22 protein-coding genes, 1 CRISPR repeat array and 2 other annotated features are annotated in these 19,117 nt (G+C 37.7%); of the genes, 6 read left to right on the top strand and 16 right to left on the bottom strand.

Annotated features, from left to right (window positions below; genetic code table 11):
• Nucleotides 1-75 precede the first annotated feature (75 nt).
• Nucleotides 76-528 carry a GNAT family N-acetyltransferase gene (locus H3T55_RS04485; RefSeq protein WP_225533525.1) on the top strand — a complete coding sequence of 151 codons (453 nt, stop codon included), beginning with the start codon at nt 76-78 and terminating at the stop codon, nt 526-528.
• A gap of 106 nt (nt 529-634) precedes the next feature.
• On the opposite strand, the gene H3T55_RS04480 is transcribed toward H3T55_RS04485, so the two are convergent.
• Nucleotides 635-1,321, bottom strand: a complete 687-nt coding sequence (locus H3T55_RS04480; protein WP_225533524.1) for a YjjG family noncanonical pyrimidine nucleotidase — start codon at nt 1,319-1,321, stop codon at nt 635-637.
• Nucleotides 1,311-2,066, bottom strand: coding sequence for a 16S rRNA pseudouridine(516) synthase (locus H3T55_RS04475; protein WP_225533523.1), 756 nt, complete (start codon nt 2,064-2,066; stop codon nt 1,311-1,313). Before H3T55_RS04475 ends, H3T55_RS04480 begins: the two co-directional genes overlap by 11 nt.
• Nucleotides 2,067-2,500: 434 nt before the next feature.
• Between H3T55_RS04475 and H3T55_RS04470 the strand changes: the two genes are divergently transcribed.
• Nucleotides 2,501-3,112 carry a 50S ribosomal protein L25/general stress protein Ctc gene (locus tag H3T55_RS04470; RefSeq protein WP_225533522.1) on the top strand — a complete coding sequence of 204 codons (612 nt, stop codon included), beginning with the start codon at nt 2,501-2,503 and terminating at the stop codon, nt 3,110-3,112.
• A gap of 289 nt (nt 3,113-3,401) precedes the next feature.
• On the top strand, nt 3,402-3,722 hold the full coding sequence (locus H3T55_RS04465; RefSeq protein WP_087640834.1) for a DUF960 domain-containing protein: 321 nt from the start codon (nt 3,402-3,404) through the stop codon (nt 3,720-3,722).
• Nucleotides 3,723-3,778: 56 nt separating this feature from the next.
• Here H3T55_RS04465 and H3T55_RS04460 read toward each other — a convergent pair whose 3' ends face one another.
• The 6 genes from H3T55_RS04460 to H3T55_RS04435 all read right to left on the bottom strand — a co-directional run bounded on the left by H3T55_RS04460 (nt 3,779) and on the right by H3T55_RS04435 (nt 7,933).
• On the bottom strand, nt 3,779-4,027 hold the full coding sequence (locus H3T55_RS04460) for a GlsB/YeaQ/YmgE family stress response membrane protein (RefSeq protein WP_087640833.1): 249 nt from the start codon (nt 4,025-4,027) through the stop codon (nt 3,779-3,781).
• Between the two features lie 24 nt (nt 4,028-4,051).
• Nucleotides 4,052-4,522, bottom strand: coding sequence for an Asp23/Gls24 family envelope stress response protein (locus H3T55_RS04455; protein WP_087640832.1), 471 nt, complete (start codon nt 4,520-4,522; stop codon nt 4,052-4,054).
• Between the two features lie 31 nt (nt 4,523-4,553).
• Nucleotides 4,554-4,769 carry a DUF2273 domain-containing protein gene (locus tag H3T55_RS04450; RefSeq protein WP_087640831.1) on the bottom strand — a complete coding sequence of 72 codons (216 nt, stop codon included), beginning with the start codon at nt 4,767-4,769 and terminating at the stop codon, nt 4,554-4,556.
• 13 nt (nt 4,770-4,782) lie between these two features.
• The gene (amaP, locus tag H3T55_RS04445; protein ID WP_225533521.1) at nt 4,783-5,343 is read right to left on the bottom strand and encodes an alkaline shock response membrane anchor protein AmaP; all 561 of its coding nucleotides are present in this window, start codon (nt 5,341-5,343) and stop codon (nt 4,783-4,785) included.
• A gap of 205 nt (nt 5,344-5,548) precedes the next feature.
• Nucleotides 5,549-7,189, bottom strand: coding sequence for a peptide ABC transporter substrate-binding protein (locus tag H3T55_RS04440; protein ID WP_087640829.1), 1,641 nt, complete (start codon nt 7,187-7,189; stop codon nt 5,549-5,551).
• 21 nt (nt 7,190-7,210) lie between these two features.
• Nucleotides 7,211-7,933, bottom strand: coding sequence for a gamma-glutamyl-gamma-aminobutyrate hydrolase family protein (locus H3T55_RS04435; RefSeq protein ID WP_225533520.1), 723 nt, complete (start codon nt 7,931-7,933; stop codon nt 7,211-7,213).
• A 253-nt stretch (nt 7,934-8,186) separates the two neighbouring features.
• Nucleotides 8,187-8,414, top strand: a binding site (T-box leader).
• Between the two features lie 67 nt (nt 8,415-8,481).
• Nucleotides 8,482-8,724, top strand: a binding site (T-box leader).
• Nucleotides 8,725-8,789: 65 nt separating this feature from the next.
• Between H3T55_RS04435 and H3T55_RS04430 the strand changes: the two genes are divergently transcribed.
• The 3 genes from H3T55_RS04430 (at nt 8,790) to H3T55_RS04420 (ending at nt 11,406) form a co-directional block, all read left to right on the top strand.
• Complete coding sequence (locus H3T55_RS04430) at nt 8,790-9,431, top strand: amino acid ABC transporter permease (protein WP_087640827.1); 642 nt, start codon at nt 8,790-8,792, stop codon at nt 9,429-9,431.
• A 506-nt stretch (nt 9,432-9,937) separates the two neighbouring features.
• Nucleotides 9,938-10,573, top strand: coding sequence for an amino acid ABC transporter ATP-binding protein (locus H3T55_RS04425; protein WP_225533519.1), 636 nt, complete (start codon nt 9,938-9,940; stop codon nt 10,571-10,573).
• Nucleotides 10,574-10,587: 14 nt separating this feature from the next.
• A complete protein-coding gene (locus H3T55_RS04420; protein ID WP_225533518.1) occupies nt 10,588-11,406 on the top strand; it encodes an amino acid ABC transporter substrate-binding protein in 819 nt (272 codons plus the stop codon).
• A 143-nt stretch (nt 11,407-11,549) separates the two neighbouring features.
• On the opposite strand, the gene H3T55_RS04415 is transcribed toward H3T55_RS04420, so the two are convergent.
• The 8 genes from H3T55_RS04415 to cas5c all read right to left on the bottom strand — a co-directional run bounded on the left by H3T55_RS04415 (nt 11,550) and on the right by cas5c (nt 19,110).
• Nucleotides 11,550-11,855, bottom strand: a complete 306-nt coding sequence (locus tag H3T55_RS04415) for a rhodanese-like domain-containing protein (protein ID WP_225533517.1) — start codon at nt 11,853-11,855, stop codon at nt 11,550-11,552.
• Nucleotides 11,839-12,339, bottom strand: a complete 501-nt coding sequence (locus H3T55_RS04410; protein ID WP_225533516.1) for a GNAT family N-acetyltransferase — start codon at nt 12,337-12,339, stop codon at nt 11,839-11,841. Before H3T55_RS04410 ends, H3T55_RS04415 begins: the two co-directional genes overlap by 17 nt.
• A gap of 295 nt (nt 12,340-12,634) precedes the next feature.
• Nucleotides 12,635-13,477: a CRISPR direct-repeat array (repeat unit 33 nt; unit sequence ATTTCAATCCACTAGCTCTAAACAGAGCTAGAC).
• Nucleotides 13,478-13,657: 180 nt separating this feature from the next.
• Nucleotides 13,658-13,948 carry a CRISPR-associated endonuclease Cas2 gene (gene cas2, locus H3T55_RS04405; RefSeq protein WP_225533515.1) on the bottom strand — a complete coding sequence of 97 codons (291 nt, stop codon included), beginning with the start codon at nt 13,946-13,948 and terminating at the stop codon, nt 13,658-13,660.
• A gap of 9 nt (nt 13,949-13,957) precedes the next feature.
• Complete coding sequence (gene cas1c / locus H3T55_RS04400) at nt 13,958-14,986, bottom strand: type I-C CRISPR-associated endonuclease Cas1c (protein ID WP_225533514.1); 1,029 nt, start codon at nt 14,984-14,986, stop codon at nt 13,958-13,960.
• Nucleotides 14,983-15,636 (bottom strand): CRISPR-associated protein Cas4, encoded by a 654-nt coding sequence (gene cas4 / locus H3T55_RS04395; RefSeq protein ID WP_225533513.1) that lies wholly within the window; start codon nt 15,634-15,636, stop codon nt 14,983-14,985. Before cas4 ends, cas1c begins: the two co-directional genes overlap by 4 nt.
• A 1-nt stretch (nt 15,637) precedes the next feature.
• Nucleotides 15,638-16,495, bottom strand: coding sequence for a type I-C CRISPR-associated protein Cas7/Csd2 (cas7c, locus tag H3T55_RS04390; protein ID WP_225533512.1), 858 nt, complete (start codon nt 16,493-16,495; stop codon nt 15,638-15,640).
• 3 nt (nt 16,496-16,498) lie between these two features.
• Complete coding sequence (gene cas8c, locus H3T55_RS04385) at nt 16,499-18,394, bottom strand: type I-C CRISPR-associated protein Cas8c/Csd1 (RefSeq protein ID WP_225533511.1); 1,896 nt, start codon at nt 18,392-18,394, stop codon at nt 16,499-16,501.
• On the bottom strand, nt 18,391-19,110 hold the full coding sequence (gene cas5c / locus H3T55_RS04380) for a type I-C CRISPR-associated protein Cas5c (RefSeq protein WP_225533510.1): 720 nt from the start codon (nt 19,108-19,110) through the stop codon (nt 18,391-18,393). Before cas5c ends, cas8c begins: the two co-directional genes overlap by 4 nt.
• Nucleotides 19,111-19,117: the final 7 nt, after the last annotated feature.

The following is a 19,117-nucleotide window of genomic DNA, read 5'->3' as shown; positions in this document are numbered from 1 at the left end:
ACCACAATTTTATGTACATTTTTTGATAAAATCATTTTAATTGAAAACAAATCAGCTTCTAAAAAGGAGGAAACCATGCTTATAAGAAAAGTGGAAACATTTATCCCTACTCACTTAGAATTACTTCTATCTGCTGATCCAAATAAAGAATTAGTCGAAGAATACATCAAACGCAGCTTTTGTTTTGAATCATTAGACGATGGTCACGTCACTGGCATTGTCGTTTTGCTTCCCACAAGACCAGAAACATTGGAGATCGTAAACATTGCTGTTTTAGAACAATTTCAAGGTCAAGGAATCGGTGAACAGTTGATTTCCTTTGCCCTTACTCAAGCAAAAGAGCATTCGTATAAAACAGTTGAGATCGGTACTGGCAGTACAAGTTTTGGCCAATTGTATCTTTATCAAAAATGCGGCTTTCGCATGACTGGTATCGACCGAGATTTTTTTATACGACATTATGAGGAGGAAATTTTAGAAAATAAACTAGTTTTAAAAGACATGGTACGTTTGAGCATCGATGTTTAAATAAAGAAATGCGATAGCAGTTGTTTAGATCGGAACAATACGAAAAGTGTAGAACAAGACCTAGATTTAGGTCTTGTTCTACACTTTTGTTTACTGTACATTCATTTTAATCCGCTAAAATCGTGAAGATATCATCCAGCTTACTGATCTCATATGTTGGCTGGATCACGCCATCTGTTGCCTGTTTCTCTGGATTGAGCCAAAGCGTTTGGATATCTGCTTTGTTTCCTCCTTGAATATCAGAGGCCAGAGAATCTCCAATGATCATTGTCTTTTCCCGATCAAAGTTTGGAATTCGATCAAATACATAATCAAAATATTCTTTCATCGGCTTTTGATACCCTACTTCTTCTGACACAAAAATATCATCGAAAAAAGGGGTCATCTGTGAATCTTTTAGTCGTTGATATTGGGTTTTAGCAACACCATTTGTTACGATATATAATTCATAATCTGGTCTTAAGCGAGAAATGATCTCTTTACTATTTCCTAATAAATCATGTCCTTGACTCAAATGATAGCGATATTTTTCACCCATCTGTTTCCCATCGACTTTTTTCCCATATTGCTCAAATAATAGACTAAAACGAGTATCTATCACTGTTTTTTTATCCGTTTTACCTTGTTCAAATTCTCGCCAAAGTCGATGATTGATTTTTTTATAGGTTGTTTCGATTTCTTCTGTCAAAGGAATTTCTTCTTCTTGAAATAGAGCATGCAGTGCTTTTTTCTCTGTCAACTTAAAATCTAATAGCGTATCATCAACATCAAATAGTAGTGTTTTAAATTTCATTTTCTAGACTCTTTTCTTTTTTATGAATAGTGAAATAAGGAAGTAGGCTCGTAAGCTCCTGTTGGTTCAACGGGCGATATTGTCCTAATGCTAATGTATCATCAAGGACTAACGGTCCCATTGTAATACGTTTTAAATACGTCACTTTTTTCCCGACAGACAAAAACATCTTCTTGACCTGATGAAATTTTCCCTCTGTGATATCCAGATAGGCTCGACTTTCATTTATTGTGGAAGTCAATATTATTAATTCAGCAGCTTTACATATTTCTCCGTCAGAAAATACGATTCCTTTTTCAAAGGCAACCTGATCAGCTTTCGTCAATGGCTCATTTACGACGACTTCATAGCGTTTCAATACTTTTTTATGAGGCAGCAGCAACTGATACCCTAATTGACCATTATCTGTAATAAGCAACAGCCCTTCTGTATCACGATCTAGTCTACCTACTGGATATAATCCGTTTCTTTGATCATTTGGCTTGATCAAATCGATCACGGTTTGATGCTTAGCATCCTTTACGGCTGTGACGATTCCCTGAGGTTTATTCAGCATATAATAAACGTGGGTCTGATTTTCTATCTTACGACCGCCCACGACGACTTCCTGCAATGAAGCATCTACATTCAGACTCTCATCTAGGATCGTTCGTCCATCTACACAAACCTGCTTACTTTTGATCAAGGCTTTGACTTTTCTTTTGGAGCCTATTTTTTCCTGCTCTAATAGCTTATCTAAACGCATTTATTTTCCTCATTTCCCTTAATAGTTTAGTATACACAAGCTCGTTTGAAAAGGATAATGTTTTTTCGCTTCCCTTGACTTAACTTTAGATTAGGGTTATGGTTGATATAGAAAGTGAATAAGGTTTCTCAAAAACAGCGTAATGACCTGGGAGAGAATAAGGTATCATATGGAATTTTCCCTGGATGATTGTGCACAATTATTCGGGATTTTTTGTTTTTGCGGTACGTTTTGTAGAAGCTGCTTGTTCGTTTCATAGATGAACAGAAAACCTTAGCTACGTTTTAAGCTTTACATGTTTACACCTGCGTCAGCAAGACATTTATATTCCATCATGTTGCGTTTTGCAGATAACCAACTATGAATTCACTTGGTTTATCTAGCTTTGCGAGTCCATCTCGTTAAGCTTTTAAATTTAAGGAGGAATTTAGGTTATGTCAGTATCATTAGAAGTTAAAGAAAGAGCTGTCCGTCCACGTTCACTAAGAAATCAACTACGTCACTCTGGTCAAGTTCCTGCCGTCGTTTATGGATATGAGATCGAAAGTACTCCTATTTCCGTTGAAGAAAAAGAATTGACCAAAATTTTGCGTGATAATGGTGTCAATGCCGTGATCACAATGACTGTCGGGGGCAAAAAAATCAATACATTGATGTATAAAGCCCAATTAGATACCTTTACAGGCCAAATGAAACACGTTGAATTTTTGGCTGTAAATATGAAAGAAGCTACAGAAGTTGAAGCTGAAATAGTTTTAGTCGGCGAATCTGCCGGCGTTAAATCAGGCGGTGTTTTAGCACAAAACCTGTATAACGTTCTTGTTTCAGCAACTCCAGATAAATTACCAGAACGTGTTGAAGTCGACATCACAGACTTAGCGATCGGTGACGCAATTACCGTTGCTGATCTACCTAAGAATAATGATTACGACATCATCACGGAAGCAGAAGAACAAATTGCAGCTGTGGTAGAAGCTCAAGCAGCTGAAGAAGAAACTCCAGAAGAAGCAGCAGAACCTACTGTGATCGGTGAAAAAGAAGAATAATCAATAGAACAGAGTTGCTGAACTCTGATGAGTAACATCTGATTCTATCATCTATTTGAGTTTAGAGAGCGGGACAAAACTGAGTTTTGGTTTTTGTTCCGCCCTTTTTTGCGATTTTTCTGAAGTATCTGGCTTTCGGGTACCGTTTATTAAGAAATAAATGATGGAACAAAACTGTTTTCGTCAATTTCGAGCATGATAGTTGCTTTTTTTAGCAAACTTTCCGGAAGCTTGTTTTTCTGAAATAAGGTATACTGTTTGTATTAGATCGTTAAAGGAGGTCAAATAGATGGTTGAAACTTTTGATAAACAACGCAGACGTTATGCTTCTTTAGGGGTGGTCGAGCGTTTACCTGGTGCTTTGATCGATAGTATTTGGTTGATCATCGATATCGATTTGAAAGGTCTCGTGCCGCTAACCAACATGTTGTACTTTGATTTGATCGATAATGATGGAAAAGTGACGATTCATTTTTCACAGGAAATCAGTGATGTCCAAATGGCCATTGACTTACCTTTTCCTTACTCCGATGAATATCCCTCACAAGTCTTCGCTTTTGATGATGGGAATAAAGAAACGATCCTGCTGCCTGCGGAAATGCTTGAATAAACACCTAAAAAAAGACGACCAGATTAGCAACTACTGCTCACCTGGTCGTCTCTTTTTTACGCCATTCGTTTTACAATAAATGAATATATCGCAATACAGATGACGGCACCAATCAATGCTGAGATGATTGGGAATCCGCCAATAACGGGGCCGAAGCTACCTAATAGTTTCGTTCCTACCCAGCTTCCGATAAAACCGACGATGATGTTTCCAATGACACCGCCTGGGACATCTCTACCTAAAATCGCTCCGGCGATCGCACCTAGTACACCACCGACGATCAATGACCAAATAAAGCTTAACATTTAGCTTCTCCTCCTTCGTTCACTTTATGCTAACGTACGTGAATTCGTTTCACTTTGATTATTTTCTTCTGCTGGTTCTTTTTTCTTGCCTTCAAATTTTTCCTTGTACTGTTCTTTCGTCATGACATCATCAACATTCATATTGAATTCGATCACATCTAAACCAGTCATGTTTTTTACTTCATCTGCTACTTTTTTAGTTGCAGTATCAAAGACTTCGGCGATATTTTTACCATATTCACCAATAACATCTAAATCGATCGCTACTTGTTTGGTTCCAACCTCAGCATTGATTCCTTTCGTCGGGTTGTTGCCGTTTGTAAATCTGTCAGTTAAGTTTGAAATGGCATTTCCGCTCAAGCCCAAAATTCCAGGAATTTCTGAAACAGCAATACCAGCGATTTTTTTCACAACCTGATCGTCGAATGTCAATTTTGTTTTGATGCCATTCTCATTGATTACTTCTGTGGTGCTTTCATTTGCTTTGTTATCCATTTTGTACTCAACCTTTCTTTATCATCTATTTTTACCTCTCAAAAAAAGCTTGGATCGTTGCTAAAATTGAGGAGATAGAGCGTTTTTCATCTTGCATCGTTCCAATCAATAAGCCGATTCCTGTAAAAAAGAATAGCACGAGCGTTTTCCAAAAACCGATCGTCATGAATAAAACAGCGATCACCAAGAAAAGACCTGTAAAAAACAATTGATTACGATAGGGTGCTAGTGCAAGCAATTTTTTCATGATCTTCTCTCCTTTAGATTACACGTGTACCTTTTTTATTGTCGACAACTGTAGAATCATTCTTTTGTTTTTTAAAGACGATCCTTGTTTTGTTGACTTCGATGTTTGCCATTTGCTTAAAAGACAGTATCAATTTTTCTCGAATTTGTTTACTCTTGCTCAAAAATGCTTCCTGTTCAAGATCAGATAGAATCACATCAATATTTGCCATTTCCGCTTTGGACAACTTAATTTTCACTTGGACCGTATCAGTCTTAACGATCTCTTTTACTGAAGAACGGGCGATCGCTTCCAACGTTTGCACTGGTAAATCGATTTGCCCCATCGTTTTAGGAATGTGTATGACCTTCTTAGTTACTGGTTTGAATACGATCAGTAAAAAAATCAGTCCTGTAAAAACCAATAGAACAAATAATAGTCCCTGATAAAAATACACAAGCCAATCAGACTGAAGCAATAAATTTTGGAAGAAGGTGCTCACAACGCCTAGATCGACAATCTGGGAATATAGACCAACGATTCCAAATATACCTGCTATCAATAATAGTGAGATGATTCCTTTTAGTAGCCGCATCGCTTTTCCCTCCGTCGTTGTGTTTACTTTTGCAAAAGTTTTTTCCTAATTCCTTATGTTTTATGGTAAACGCATCTTTCAACAATTACAAAAGATACGCACAAATCCTTTTTCAGCACTCTTTTCACAGGCTATAAAAAAGCGAAAATGAGTCCATGACAAAACTATTCTCTAGCTTTGTCATGGACTCATCTCAACTTTTCATTTATTCAACGTACGCTAAACGATAAGAAACGGTTCTTCCAAAAGGAAATACTTGAAGATCTTTCAATTTATCTGCTTTCAGATAACCAATCGCACCTTGATATAGCGGTAACACAGCTGCATCTTTTTCGATCAAGGTTTCTTCTAACTCTTTTAATTTATCCCAACGTTTTTCTGGTTCATTCGCTAAAGTGATTCTAGCGTCATTTAAGCCTTTATCATACTCTGGATTATCATAACCAGCTGTATTTAGTCCACTCTTCGAATCATAGAATTCTAAAAAGTTGATTGGATCTGCATAATCTGGTGTCCATGTACCAAAAACTAAATCGAAATTGCTCGCTGTTTGTAAGTCTAAACGATTTTGTAAAGGAACTGATTTCAATGTGATTTTTAGTCCTGGTAGATTTTGTTGCAGTTGTCCTTGAACATATTCGATCGTTTTCTTTGCAAGTGCGGAATCTGCGGAAAGTAATTCCAATTCGATTTGATCTTTACCTAGTTCTTTTTTAGCAGTTTCCCAGCTTTTTTGTGCAGCTTTGACATCATAAGCTAAAAAGTCCCCATTTTCTTTACGGAAATCTTCTCCCGTTTCAGGATCTTTCGCAAAATCTTTTGGTACAAAACCATTGATAGCAGTCGATCCATCGCCTAAAATATCCTTAGCAAATGTTTCCTTATCGATCGCTTGCAAAATTGCTTTACGGGCATTGACATTGCCCGTTACTTCTCGTTTATGGTTTGGACTTAAATAGCCGACCATCGCCTTTGGAACAAAGTTGGCTTGCGGTGAGTCTTTGTATTGTAAAGCATAAGTGTCTGCTAAAACAGTATAGTCTAAATCACCTGCGTCAAACAGATTTGTCCCTGTACCGATTTCTTTGACGACTTGAACGTTGATCGTATCAAGTTTGACATTTTCTTGATCCCAGTAATCTTTGTTTTTGGTTAATTTCCAGGTTTCTGTGTTGCCATCCCAGCCTGAAATTACGAACGGACCATTTCCAACAAAATTATCTGCTGATGTACCATAAGCATCGCCTTTTTCTTTGACAAATTTTTCATTTTTTGGCATAAAAGGTGTGCCAACCAATACTTGAGACAAATAAGGGATCGGGTACTCTAATGTCATTTCCAAGGTCTGATCATCGACTGCTTTTACACCAAGCTCATCAACAGATGCCTGACCTTCACGGATTTTTCGACCATTTTTGAAGATATCCATCTGATTACTGCTGCTTGAACCAAAGCTTGGATCTACAACGTTTTTAAAAGCAGAGACAAAATCTCCAGCAACAACTGGATCTCCATTACTCCATTTGGTTTCTTTGAGTTTGAATGTATAAACCAACCCATCATCGCTCACTTTAGGCTCACTTGCAGCCACAGCAAGTTCTGGATCATCATTTTTATCCATTCTATAAAGCCCTTCAACTACTTGTCCGATCATATCAGAACTATACACATCTGTATAATGCGCACTATCCAAAGTAGATAGTTCGCCACCAGATGCTACTTGGATCACTTGTTCTGTATTACCTGCTTCTTTTTTTCCAGATGAGTCTGTTGCTCCATTATTCCCACCACAGGCTGTCAGCATCAAGGCAGCCAACAACACAACGACGCCTAACTTTTTCTTCATTATTCAAATCCTCCTCTATTTTTATAATTTTTTTACTACATATCGAAAAACAGCCATTTCTTGTTCTAAATGATCATAGGCAAAATCTGGATGCCACTGAACACCCAAAAAAGCAAAGCTCGGATCTTTACTTTCAACACCTTCAACAATACCGTCTTCACTAAGTGCTGTAACTTTTAACGGATCAGCTATTTTTTTTACCGCTTGAAAATGAAAGGAATTGACTGTTGTTTCTTCACCATAGATTTTACGTAAAATACTGCGTTCTTTCGTTTGGATGCGATGGGTCGGTATTTGCCTTGCCACCGGTACCTGCATGTGAGCGATTTTTTTATCTGATACGTGACTGATATCTTGATACAAACTTCCACCTAACGCGACATTCATCAGCTGCAGGCCGCGGCAAACTGCAAAAATCGGCTTTTTTTGTCTAAGTGCTTCTTCGATCAAGGCTAGTTCAAATTGATCTCTTTCATCAGAAAGCCCCGCCTCTTTGAACTGAACACTCTCTCCATAAAGCTTAGGTGATACATTTTGTCCACCAGCTAGGATCAGTTTATCTATTTGACTAATATACTCTTTCGCTAGATCAGGAGCACCAACTGGTAACAAAAGCGGTAGTCCACCAGCATTTTGTACCGCTTTCACATATCCCTGAGGTGTATAGCTGATCGGCAAGTGATACAATGTCGCTCCTGCATCAGTCATTTCATTTGCCGCAATTCCTATGATCGCTCTTTTCACCCTGCCTCACCTCTCTATCATTTCCATTAATAATTGTACATAAGTGTATCAGATACATATAGGAAAGGATAGTAGGAATTGCACAGGGGCGATAGTTTTTAACTATCACGATTCACTTACTTTTTGATAGAAAGTGTCTACTATAGTGTACCTCACTTTACGCTTTTCGTTAATTTTTATGCCTAGTTCACTCATTTTCAGAATTTTCTAAACAATATGTTGTTGACAATCTTGCCGGCTGGTGGTAAAGTTATAAAAAACAAAGAACAGAAGAGTACCTTTATTAGTTCATTCAAGAGAGTCTTTGGCTGGTGGAAAAAGACAGGAAGATAAAGCGAACCACATCTGGGAGTTAACTTTTTGAACAACAAGTAGGAAAGTTCGGGTATGCCCGTTACAGCATTGAAGTCATTGACTTCTTGAGGTTATCGTTGTGAGACGATAATAAAAAAAGGTGGAACCACGATTTTACGTCCTTTGGCATTGATGCCAAAGGACTTTTTATTTTTTAAGTAAACGGTCAATAAACAAGAACACAATGAATAAAATCAAAACATAGGATCAGAACAAGTACTCCTCGATCATTTCCTGACAGAGATTTCTTCATTTGCTGAAAGAAGAAACTGGAAACCGTTGACGAACACATCTGATTTGTCAGTTTCTGAAGTCAGTAAGAAACTGCGGTATTCTCCGTTATCAGAAAAGAGTTTTTAAACAGCATAAAACTCCATGAGGTCAATATTGTGAGATATTGATAAATTGAGGTGGAACCACGTATTTTCGTCCTCTTGGTACTTTTTACCAAGAGGATTTTTTTGTTTTACTTATTATATAGTCAAAAAATGGAGGAGTTATTATGGAGTATATTTTAGAAATCATGCCAGCCTTATTGGATGGCGCAGTAATGACATTGAAGGTTTTCATTTTCACTTTACTAGGATCGATCCCTTTAGGTATCCTAGTTGCTTTTGCCTTACAAACGAACTTTAAGCCACTGCAATGGTTGATCAATATTTATATTTGGTTGATGCGGGGAACTCCTTTGCTGTTACAATTGATTTTCGTTTTTTATGGGCTTCCTTTGATCGGAATCGTTTTTGAACGATATGACGCAGCCTTATTTGCCTTTATTTTGAATTATGCTGCTTACTTTGCTGAAATATTTCGTGGAGGAATCCAGTCGATTCCAGAAGGACAATATGAAGCAGCCAAGGTCCTTCGTTTAACTAAATTTCAGACCGTTACCAAAATCATTTTGCCTCAGGTAGTTAAAGTCGTCTTACCTTCTATTGGTAATGAAGTCATCAATTTGGTCAAGGATACTTCATTGATCTACGTTCTTGGTTTAGGTGATCTACTGCGGGCCGGAAAAATCGCGATGAGCCGCGATGTCAGCTTACTGCCTTTAGTTCTAGTTGGAATCATCTATCTTTTGTTGACAGCTGTTTTAACATTAGCTTCGAAAAAATTGGAAAAACATTATCAGTATTATAAATAGAGTAGGCTGTTCTTATTATTTATCAAGGCTTAGCGGCTTGTTCCGCTTTTGCTGAGAATCACAACGAAAATAGTTGAGTTGATGATGAACAGTACAAGACTTTCAAAGAAAGTGTCGATCATTTGTATTATCCAGCTGCACAGGCTAGCTCTTCGGAAAAAAGATGAATATTGAGTGAGATAAAGAGCATCTCAATCAATATTTCCTATTTTTCTGTCAGAGCTGGGCAAGCCTGTTCCGCTTTTATTGTTATCCAGCTACATGAGTCAGTCTCTCAAAAAAAAGATAAAACCTGAATGAGACAAAGAACGTCTCAGTCATGTTTTCCTATTTTCTAGTCGAGACTAAGCGGACTCATTCCGCTTTTATCTTTATCCAGCTGCACAAATCAATCCTTGGGAAAATAGATAAATTGCCAGTGAGACAAAAAGCGTCTCAAAGTCAATTTCCTAATTTTCTACAGGATTAAGCGATTTGTTCCGCTTTTAAATCAAGGAGGAATTTCTATGCTACTTATTAAAAATTTAACGAAAAGTTTTGATGGTCGTAAGATCATCGATCAATTGAATTTAGAAATCAAAGATGGTGAGATTTTAACGATCGTCGGTCCTTCCGGCGGCGGGAAAACAACGTTGTTACGCTGTTTAGCCGGCTTGGAATCAATCGATTCTGGTGAATTGGTCATAGATGGTACAGCTTTTGATCCTGTTGCGATGGATAATGCAGATCAAGTTGTCGGCATCGTTTTTCAGGATTTCCAATTATTTCCCCATCTTTCTGTCTTAGAGAATATCACTTTGGCACCAATACTTTCATTAAAACAAACGAAAGAAGCAAGTAGCGCAGAAGCTATGGAACTATTGACAAAATTTGGCTTAAGCGGCAAAGAAGACTTGTACCCTTATCAATTATCTGGCGGTCAAAAGCAGCGCGTTGCACTTGCCCGAGCGTTAGCAATGAAACCAAAGATATTAGGCTACGATGAACCAACAAGTGCACTTGATCCTGAGTTGCGACAACAAGTAGAAGAGGTCATCTTAACACTAAAAGAGCAAGGAATGACACAAATCGTCGTTACCCACGATATGACATTTGCTGAAAATATTGCAGATAATCTACTGAAAGTCACACCTGTTCAGTAGAAAGGAGAACTACTATGAAGAAAAAAAGACTGTTTACTATAATGACCATTGCTATACTTTTTATTCTGATGATTTCCGGCTGTGGCAGAAAAAAAACTGATGTTGATCAGTGGTCTCGCATCAATCGTGAAAAACGAGTGATCGTCGGATTGGATGATTCTTTTGTTCCAATGGGATTTCAAAATAAAGCTGGAAAAATCATTGGTTTTGATGTTGATTTAGCTAGAGCTGTATTTGATCAATACGGTATTGAAGTTGATTTCCAACCGATCGACTGGTCCATGAAGGAAAACGAACTACAGAATCAAACAATCGATCTGATTTGGAATGGCTATTCTAAAAGTGCCGAACGGGAAGAAAAAGTCCTGTTCAGTGATGAATATATGAAAAATGAACAAGTCGTTGTTTCATTGAAGAAGAATCAAATCAATAGCTTTGCTGACATGGAAGGAAAAATCTTAGGTGCTCAAAATGGCTCTTCTGGTTATCATAGCTTTGAAGAACAGCCAAAAATCTTAAAAGATAAGGTCAAAGATCAAACGGCAATTTTATATGATGGTTTCAATGAAGCGTTTATGGATTTGAAATCTGGACGGATCGATGGACTTCTGATCGATCGAGTATACGCTAACTATTATCTTTCTCACGAGGATAACTTAGCAGATTATTCAATTATCAGTGGTGATTATGAAAGTGAGGCTTTTGCAGTTGGTTTGAGAAAATCAGATCAGATACTTGCTAAAAAAATCAATACCGCCTTTGAAGAGTTAAAAAAATCAGGCGAACTTGCAAAAATTTCTACAAAATGGTTTGGAGAAGACGTCACCAAATAAAAGAACGAGACAAAAGCAGCTCTTCTTATTTCTCAGAGCAGCTTTTGTCTCGCCATTTATCTGGACTCTTCTTTTCAAGAAATCCTTATACAAGAACATACAAATGCTTTTTGATCTGTTCTTGTTTCACACTTCATTGCTTCTTATACGCTTGTTTCTCCATTCCAAACAGACATACCTTCTGAAACTGAAACAACATTATATCCATAATTTTCAAGAAATGAACAAGCATGCTTTGAACGGACACCATGCTGACAAATAACATAATGTGGTTGTTCTCGATTGATTTCAGCCATTGTTTCCGGTAATGTTGACAGCGGAAAATTTTTGGCGATCGCGATATGATCTTCTGTAAATTCTTCTTCCTCACGGACATCGATAATTGATATCGGCTGATTTGTTGTAAGTTGGATCAATTCCTTTAATTCTTTATTAGATATTCTCTTCATTAGATTCCTCCTGCAGTTTTTTCATATACCAAACATCCATAACACTATGAACAGAACCACTTAATGGTTTGTCTAGTTTCTGGAATCCAAATGAACGATATAATCCATTCGCCTTATCCATTTTTATCATGGTTTCTAGATAACAGTGATCATAATATTCTTTTGCATAACTCAATGCTGTTTTCATCAATGCTTTCGCGATCCCCTGCCCTTGAGCTTCTGGTATCAAATAAAGCTTTTGAAGCTCACAGATCCTCTCATCAACGTTAAAAGGAGCGATACCACAGCCGCCCAATATTTTTCCATCTTTTTCGGCTACCCAATAAGCAGCATGCGGCTGACGCGCATAATAGTGACTTAAATGTCTTAGTTCACGATCAAAGTATGCCGTTCCCTCGATAGCTAGGTCAAAAGATTCAAGTGTTTCTTTTATGATTTGTTCGATTGCTTTGTCGTCTTTTTCTAGAATTTCTCTGATGATCATGAATTTCACCTCATTAGCAGTATACCATTGTTCTTATCCACAACAAGTTATTCCTATTTTTTCTATGAATTTGATTAGAAATATTCAATACAACATACTAATAATAGAGGGTAAAGTCCTCCGTCGATGACTTTACCCTCTATTATTTTCCCTTCTTAGATTTGTAGTATGGAGTGAAAGTAAGGTCAATCATGACCTACTGGACTTCGAGTTTTTATAAAGGAATTTAGGAATGAACGTCTAGCTCTAAACAGAGCTAGACAATACTTTTCTTTTTTTGCTTCTATCTCATCTTATTTCAATCCACTAGCTCTAAACAGAGCTAGACCCGACAGCAGCATCTTGAATCTCCTGAAATTGATTGATTTCAATCCACTAGCTCTAAACAGAGCTAGACTACCGGTAGAATCAATTTTGACAACATCGATCATTTATTTCAATCCACTAGCTCTAAACAGAGCTAGACCGTTTGTAAGATTTGTGATTGTGGTGTTGGTCTTATTTCAATCCACTAGCTCTAAACAGAGCTAGACAAAATTTGAGCAATCGACATGATTTTTGTTGTAATATTTCAATCCACTAGCTCTAAACAGAGCTAGACTTACTTTTAAATGACATCGTTTCATTAACTAGTTATTTCAATCCACTAGCTCTAAACAGAGCTAGACGACGTAGATACTACTATATCAATAGAAAGAAATATTTCAATCCACTAGCTCTAAACAGAGCTAGACGCTAAAGTATGACTGATTCCGTCTGTTCCATCTGAATATTTCAATCCACTAGCTCTAAACAGAGCTAGACCAAGTGTTTACTAGAGTAGCTAAACCTATACGAATTTCAATCCACTAGCTCTAAACAGAGCTAGACATCGAGCGTATCCCTCATTGAACCAATGTCTATTATTTCAATCCACTAGCTCTAAACAGAGCTAGACTCAACGGCGTAGAGCTGGCATTGTGGATTTTGAAATTTCAATCCACTAGCTCTAAACAGAGCTAGACGATTTTGGCATAACAATGGAACATCTAATCCTATATTTCAATCCACTAGCTCTAAACAGAGCTAGACGTTGGTGTTATTACTATTGGTTATGGTTCGGCTAATTTCAATCCACTAGCTCTAAACAGAGCTAGACTGTGAATTTAGTCAAAATAAGTATACTATTCTCAACTAATCCACTAAAAAAACGTCTAATTCAAAATAAAATTAAAATTCAATTAGAAAAACTACATTTTTCATACTCAAATAACCCAAATTTTGGTGCGAGTCCTCTAGTATTTTTATGTGCACTTAGGATTCGCACCGAAATTCTATATTAAAAAATCAGCGGTGCTTCTACATCAAAACTTTCTTTTGCACCAACATGCTCTACCTTGGTCTGATAATTATTCCCTAAACGATAAATCCGTAAACTATCTACTTCCTCATCAATCAGATCAATCAATTCCTTTTTCAACCTAGTCAACTCTGTCGCATCAACGACACATTCAAAAACAGAGTTTTGTACACGTTGTCCATAATCTTGGCATTTTTTCGCTACCTTACGCAACCGTTTAGGACCATTTTTTGAACTTGTAGCTACATCATAAGTGATCAATACTAACATTCTTTTCACCTACTTCCATAAAAATGGCGGGTAACCATCTAAATCATCACGTAAGAATCGGCTAAGCAACAGTGCTTGGGCATAAGGAACCAACCCCCAGTTAATTTTTTCGCCTAAAAATGGATGTTGAATTTGTTCTGTTTTTTTCGCTTGCCATTGTTGGAAAAATGTTCTTCGACCATCATCCGTTAGGAGAACAGCACCACTTTCCTTTTTCACAAAATCTTTAGCCGTGACCATCTTTTTATTAATCAACGTCAATACAAATCGATCTGCATAAATTCCTCGTAATTCTTCCATTAAATCAAGCGCTAATGAGGTTCTTCCTGGTCGATCTTGATGTAAAAAACCAACATATGGATCTAGCCCAACCGTTTCAAGTGCTGCTGTACATTCCTGCGCTAACAAAGTATAGGCTAAAGATAATAAGGCATTGACATTGTCTAACGGTGGTCTGCGGTTCCGTCCATAAAAACCAAAATCTGCCTTTTGCTGTAAAATCATCTGGTCAAATAAAAGAAAATAGCGATTAGCAGCTTGCCCTTCGATTCCTCTTAATGTTTCTAGGTCATCTACTTGACGAATATCTTCAATATAGTTTTTCAATTCTCCAGAAATTTGTTTAAAACGCTCAATATCAACACGCATTGGATTATCTCTTGTCATTCGTTCCAATATCCAACGTTGATTGTATAGCTTACCAATAATAAAATGACGAGCTATCGCTACACTCTCCGACTCCTCATCAGAAATTCGATACTGTTTTTTTCGCAACGTCACATTTCCTGTGGTGCCGCCTGTGACACGACTACCAAATTTGCCCGTACTAGTTAAAAATGTAATACCGATATTTTTCTCAGCACATTTTCTCATTAACGCTGGACTAGTACCTAAATACCCAGAAGTGACAATCGCTTCTATATTATGAAGCGGCACCCGTTTTTTCTGCTCCTCGATCTTTACAACGATATTTTCACCATCTAAAGCCATATATGCATCTGGAGAGGTTATAAATAACGTATTCAGTAGCTTTTTCATTCACTTAACCTCCGATCTAAATAGCTTTTGACGGTCTGAACATTCATCAATTTTGGTAGACAAATAGATTGCAAGGAACATTTTTTACAAAAATTTCCTGTCTTGACCTTAGGCGTATATCGTTTATTCCAATATTGATGCATTTCGGCAACTTTTGATTTTAATTCTTCGCGTAAGGTAGCCGTGATTTCCACTTCTTCTCGCCGTTTTGTTTCATGGTAATATAAATAACCTTTCGGTACATCGCAGACAAGCATTTCTTCAAGACAGACAGCTTGTGCGGTTAGTTGTAATATATCGCTGAGTTCTTGTTTGGGCTTTCCATGTTTATATTCCACCGGGACAGGTAAAAAAGTTCCTGTTTCTCCAGTTAAAGCAACACCATTTTCATCTTGAATAAATTCAACGACATCACAGATTCCAGATAGCCCATAGGTTGGTGAATGGATAGGCAGCCCGCGAACGATCAAACGATCCTTTCGCTTTTCCCGAATCATAGGCTGATCTGCTTTTTCATGAAGATACTGACCTTCAAGCGTCAGCACATTTTCCTGCCATTGCTGTTCAATGTGGATCAATGCCCATTGACGACGACAAAAAAGAAAGTGCTGAATGCCTGAGATCATTAGATAATCTTGTTCATCGTACATGTTATAGGCCATCGATTTCGGTAAATTTGATTCCTTCTAGTGATTCAATCGTAATTTTATAGTCGTCAAACGATCGTGGACGATCGATTGACGGGATTTTCTCTACTTTGACTGAGCGGTGAACTTTAGCTGAAGAGGCTTTTCCCATTTTAGTTGGATGCTCCCACCAATAGACTTTTTCTACTGCCATGCTGCCATCTGGACGAGCAGAGGAAGCGTCGTTTTCAAATAAGGTAATCAGTGCTTCTTTGATTTTTTCAGCATCTTCATCGGTGAATCCTGTTTTTTCTGCTAGTTGAACATTGATGCTGCCATTAAAAACATAGACGCCAAAGTCAACGAAATGCTTGGTTCCCATTGTGTCAGAACCTTTTTTGTCCCCAGTCACCGAGTTGACACTTTTGGTGATCTGCATTGAATTGATATCAATCGGATCAAGACTTACTGCTGTTTGAATCGATACAGGCCCCCGCACACCTACAGATAAATCAGAACCTTTAAAGGCAAATACTTGCCCGAAGCTTCTTGTATCCATAAATGTTTCGCAAGCTACTTCTGCATAACGATCCGCGTCTTTTTTCTTATCTTTGATGATCGCTTCTAATTCTTCAACTGCATCTGCTCGATCTTTCAAGCTTTTGAACCCATCGTCTGTTCGATCTTGCGACTGAACAAAAATATGCTCTCCCATATCTTGTAGTCTATTACGGATTTTACGTTTGATCGCCACATCAGAAATTTCTCCAAACCCATCAAAATTTTGACGTGGACGATTGCCATTTAACGGGTCACCGTTTGGATTCGCATTTTTTACTGATACCACAACTTTAAAATCGATTTTATTTTCTAATGTACTCATGTTTTACTCCTCCGTTTTGTCTTCTGATTTTTTATTTAATTCGTAGCGTTGGCTATCATAACCTAGTAAAAATTTTCCATTTAGTGCATCATCCTTATAATCTTTAGGGTCTATTTGATTCGCGATTTCTTCCCATAATAATTGATAGTAACGCCCTTTCCCACCTAATCGTTGTTGATAAGGCAGAATGTTCGTGCGAATAATTTTCCACGTCGTCAACGGATGTGAACTAAACGCGTTCATATATCTCAACGCATTAGTGCTTCTTTTTACTCCTGCTTGATACAATGCTCGTTCTTCTAAAATATCCGCTACCGCTAACATTCTTCCAAATAAGTAACTTCTGTCTGTTTCATTTTTATCTAATGCCACATCTCTTTCCCCCTTTTTAAAATTAAAATGTTTATTCATGACCGCACAAGCGATACTTAGCGTTTTTTGCCATTCCCAGTTTTCCATACTGACAGGGTTAGACGCTCGTTTCAGCAAGCTTTGAATGATATTTCGTGGAATTGCTCGACCATCCACAACACAGGGAAATAATTGCTCGATGGTATTTTTGATCAACGCTTCATTGCCCTTTGAACCATAAGCTGCTTCGGCGATGTCTCTTAGTGCTGGTGCTCCCCAGAAAGCATAGTGCTGTTTATTTTTTATTCCATACGTATGGCGCCAGAAACACGTGGCGTGCCACTGATTGAAATGCTCAAAATACTGTTCATGCTGGATCGAACGATAGTATAAAATCCCCATTCGTCCTGGCGTTGCCGCATCTAAAATCATGATATAGATTGGTGAATGATGTGTTAAATTCTTTTGGTACCCTTTTAATGCTTGCTGGAACAATTCCGCAAAATGTTGCGCAGTCGTATCTGATTGAATATTCTCCACTTCGTCTGGAAAAATGTTTGCAAATACATCCATACTTGACGCTTCTGGTGAAGGAACATCTAATTGTGTTTTTCCCCAAACCAAAAACACGCGTCCATCTAAAATAAATCCTTGCTTACCAATCAGCCATTTCAAAGCATTGTGCGCTTTTTGTGACGCATCATAACTAATCGTTGCAACTTGGTTTTTATCACTGAAACGCCCTCGAAAGGTAAAATTCTGCTGGTCATTTCCTGAGATGATTTTGGCCATATCACCACCATAACGAACTTTTGAAGGGTGGTTTTCTGTCAGTGGCAACCACTCGCCTGTCACATAATCTAATCCAGCTTCTGGTAAATTTTCACTGTAATAGTTGATATAGGAATCAACAACGCTTAAATCATCCCATACCTCTTCGTTTAGTTGTTCTGGATCATAAACCGAAAAGCGAACAAATGTCGCAAATTGATCACCAGCTAAAACAGAAAAAATCTCTGGTTTTTCACCGAATTCAGCTTCTAATTCTTTTTTCCACTTAGGTAAAAGTTGATGTTCCTTTGCAAATAATACTTTTTCATCCACTAAATCTTGAATTAAAGTCCCTTTCTCTAAATAAGTAAGAATCGCTTGTACTTTTGGATGAGTAAAAGTTGAATCACACCATGACCGTAAATTTTCCATATACATCTGATGAGAATCATTATCCTTTTTATAGCTTCCCCCAAATGCTTCAAAGTCACCAGCAACATATTGCAAGCCATCATGTAAGCCATGCGGTGTAGGCTTACTCGTTCGTCCAGCTGATTCAATCGTGACCGGAATAACCGTCGGTGCATCTTCTTTCGGAATCACTTTTGCCTCATAAAACTCTCCATTAGGTTTCACTCGAACTTCCACTTGAGCATTTTGATAGGCATGTGCAGTAGGTAAAAGAACGATTTCTTTGCCCCATGAAGTCCGAACTGATTTTCCAACCAAGTCTTGATTCGCTTCATACGTCTGATAAAGATCATACAGCCAACTCATTCTTTCACCTCCAGCGCTTCTGCCAATTCATCCACAGATTCGATATCCTCTATAGAAAAAGGCTTCATCTGCATTTTCCGAAGCGGTCGAACAATCTCACAGATTTCAGGACGTGGAAAACGAATCACCCCATCTTCCATGATCGGTTGCCATAATCGAACGGCTAATTCTTCCTTTCCAGTCTCATCTGGATAAGATAAACCATGAACCATCGTACCAAAATGTAGTTCTCCATAATTATCGTAAAACCCTTCTGTTTCTCCAAAATCTACAGGTTCTACGTAGCCCTGACATTCTCTTGTTCCCAAATAAATATCTCTTCTGCCGCCAGCTTTAATCGCTCTTTTTAAAATTTGATAATGCTTATGTTCATTCCAGTCCTGCTGTAGATCAGGACGATGAGGATTAAATTCAAAATGAACCTTCACTTCATAACAAGACTGTTTCAAGTACGTGTAGTAAGCTAGATCACTGGCACTACTATCACTGTATTTCATTGGTCGAATTCCTTTAGATTCCATTTGAATTGGATTGACTACTCGAACTTCGTCAATAAAATATGTGATGCTCGGTTTCCAGTAAATAGATTCTGTGATTCCTTTTAATGCTTGATAGGTTGGAATTTGATAGGTCATTTTTTCGCCGCCCATCTTAGTCACTGGATCAGTAAATAACGCATAATCGCCATAAACTTTAAATGCTACTTGATTTCTCACTATTTTC

The organism is Enterococcus sp. S22(2020), assembly GCF_020295385.1.
Classification (GTDB): Bacteria; Bacillota; Bacilli; order Lactobacillales; family Enterococcaceae; genus Enterococcus_L; species Enterococcus_L dunnyi.
Note: the sequence above shows the minus strand (reverse complement) of the source record. Positions and strands in the feature narration are given on the sequence as shown.

Bases quoted from the DNA above. Each gene is read 5' to 3' on its own strand.
- H3T55_RS04485 (WP_225533525.1), top strand. From the start codon at position 76: ATGCTTATAAGAAAAGTGGAAACATTTATCCCTACTCACTTAGAATTA.
- H3T55_RS04480 (WP_225533524.1), bottom strand. From the start codon at position 1,321: ATGAAATTTAAAACACTACTATTTGATGTTGATGATACGCTATTAGAT.
- H3T55_RS04475 (WP_225533523.1), bottom strand. From the start codon at position 2,066: ATGCGTTTAGATAAGCTATTAGAGCAGGAAAAAATAGGCTCCAAAAGA.
- H3T55_RS04470 (WP_225533522.1), top strand. From the start codon at position 2,501: ATGTCAGTATCATTAGAAGTTAAAGAAAGAGCTGTCCGTCCACGTTCA.
- H3T55_RS04465 (WP_087640834.1), top strand. From the start codon at position 3,402: ATGGTTGAAACTTTTGATAAACAACGCAGACGTTATGCTTCTTTAGGG.
- H3T55_RS04460 (WP_087640833.1), bottom strand. From the start codon at position 4,027: ATGTTAAGCTTTATTTGGTCATTGATCGTCGGTGGTGTACTAGGTGCG.
- H3T55_RS04455 (WP_087640832.1), bottom strand. From the start codon at position 4,522: ATGGATAACAAAGCAAATGAAAGCACCACAGAAGTAATCAATGAGAAT.
- H3T55_RS04450 (WP_087640831.1), bottom strand. From the start codon at position 4,769: ATGAAAAAATTGCTTGCACTAGCACCCTATCGTAATCAATTGTTTTTT.
- amaP (WP_225533521.1), bottom strand. From the start codon at position 5,343: ATGCGGCTACTAAAAGGAATCATCTCACTATTATTGATAGCAGGTATA.
- H3T55_RS04440 (WP_087640829.1), bottom strand. From the start codon at position 7,189: ATGAAGAAAAAGTTAGGCGTCGTTGTGTTGTTGGCTGCCTTGATGCTG.
- H3T55_RS04430 (WP_087640827.1), top strand. From the start codon at position 8,790: ATGGAGTATATTTTAGAAATCATGCCAGCCTTATTGGATGGCGCAGTA.
- H3T55_RS04425 (WP_225533519.1), top strand. From the start codon at position 9,938: ATGCTACTTATTAAAAATTTAACGAAAAGTTTTGATGGTCGTAAGATC.
- H3T55_RS04420 (WP_225533518.1), top strand. From the start codon at position 10,588: ATGAAGAAAAAAAGACTGTTTACTATAATGACCATTGCTATACTTTTT.
- H3T55_RS04415 (WP_225533517.1), bottom strand. From the start codon at position 11,855: ATGAAGAGAATATCTAATAAAGAATTAAAGGAATTGATCCAACTTACA.
- H3T55_RS04410 (WP_225533516.1), bottom strand. From the start codon at position 12,339: ATGATCATCAGAGAAATTCTAGAAAAAGACGACAAAGCAATCGAACAA.
- cas2 (WP_225533515.1), bottom strand. From the start codon at position 13,948: ATGTTAGTATTGATCACTTATGATGTAGCTACAAGTTCAAAAAATGGT.
- cas1c (WP_225533514.1), bottom strand. From the start codon at position 14,986: ATGAAAAAGCTACTGAATACGTTATTTATAACCTCTCCAGATGCATAT.
- cas4 (WP_225533513.1), bottom strand. From the start codon at position 15,636: ATGTACGATGAACAAGATTATCTAATGATCTCAGGCATTCAGCACTTT.
- cas7c (WP_225533512.1), bottom strand. From the start codon at position 16,495: ATGAGTACATTAGAAAATAAAATCGATTTTAAAGTTGTGGTATCAGTA.
- cas8c (WP_225533511.1), bottom strand. From the start codon at position 18,394: ATGAGTTGGCTGTATGATCTTTATCAGACGTATGAAGCGAATCAAGAC.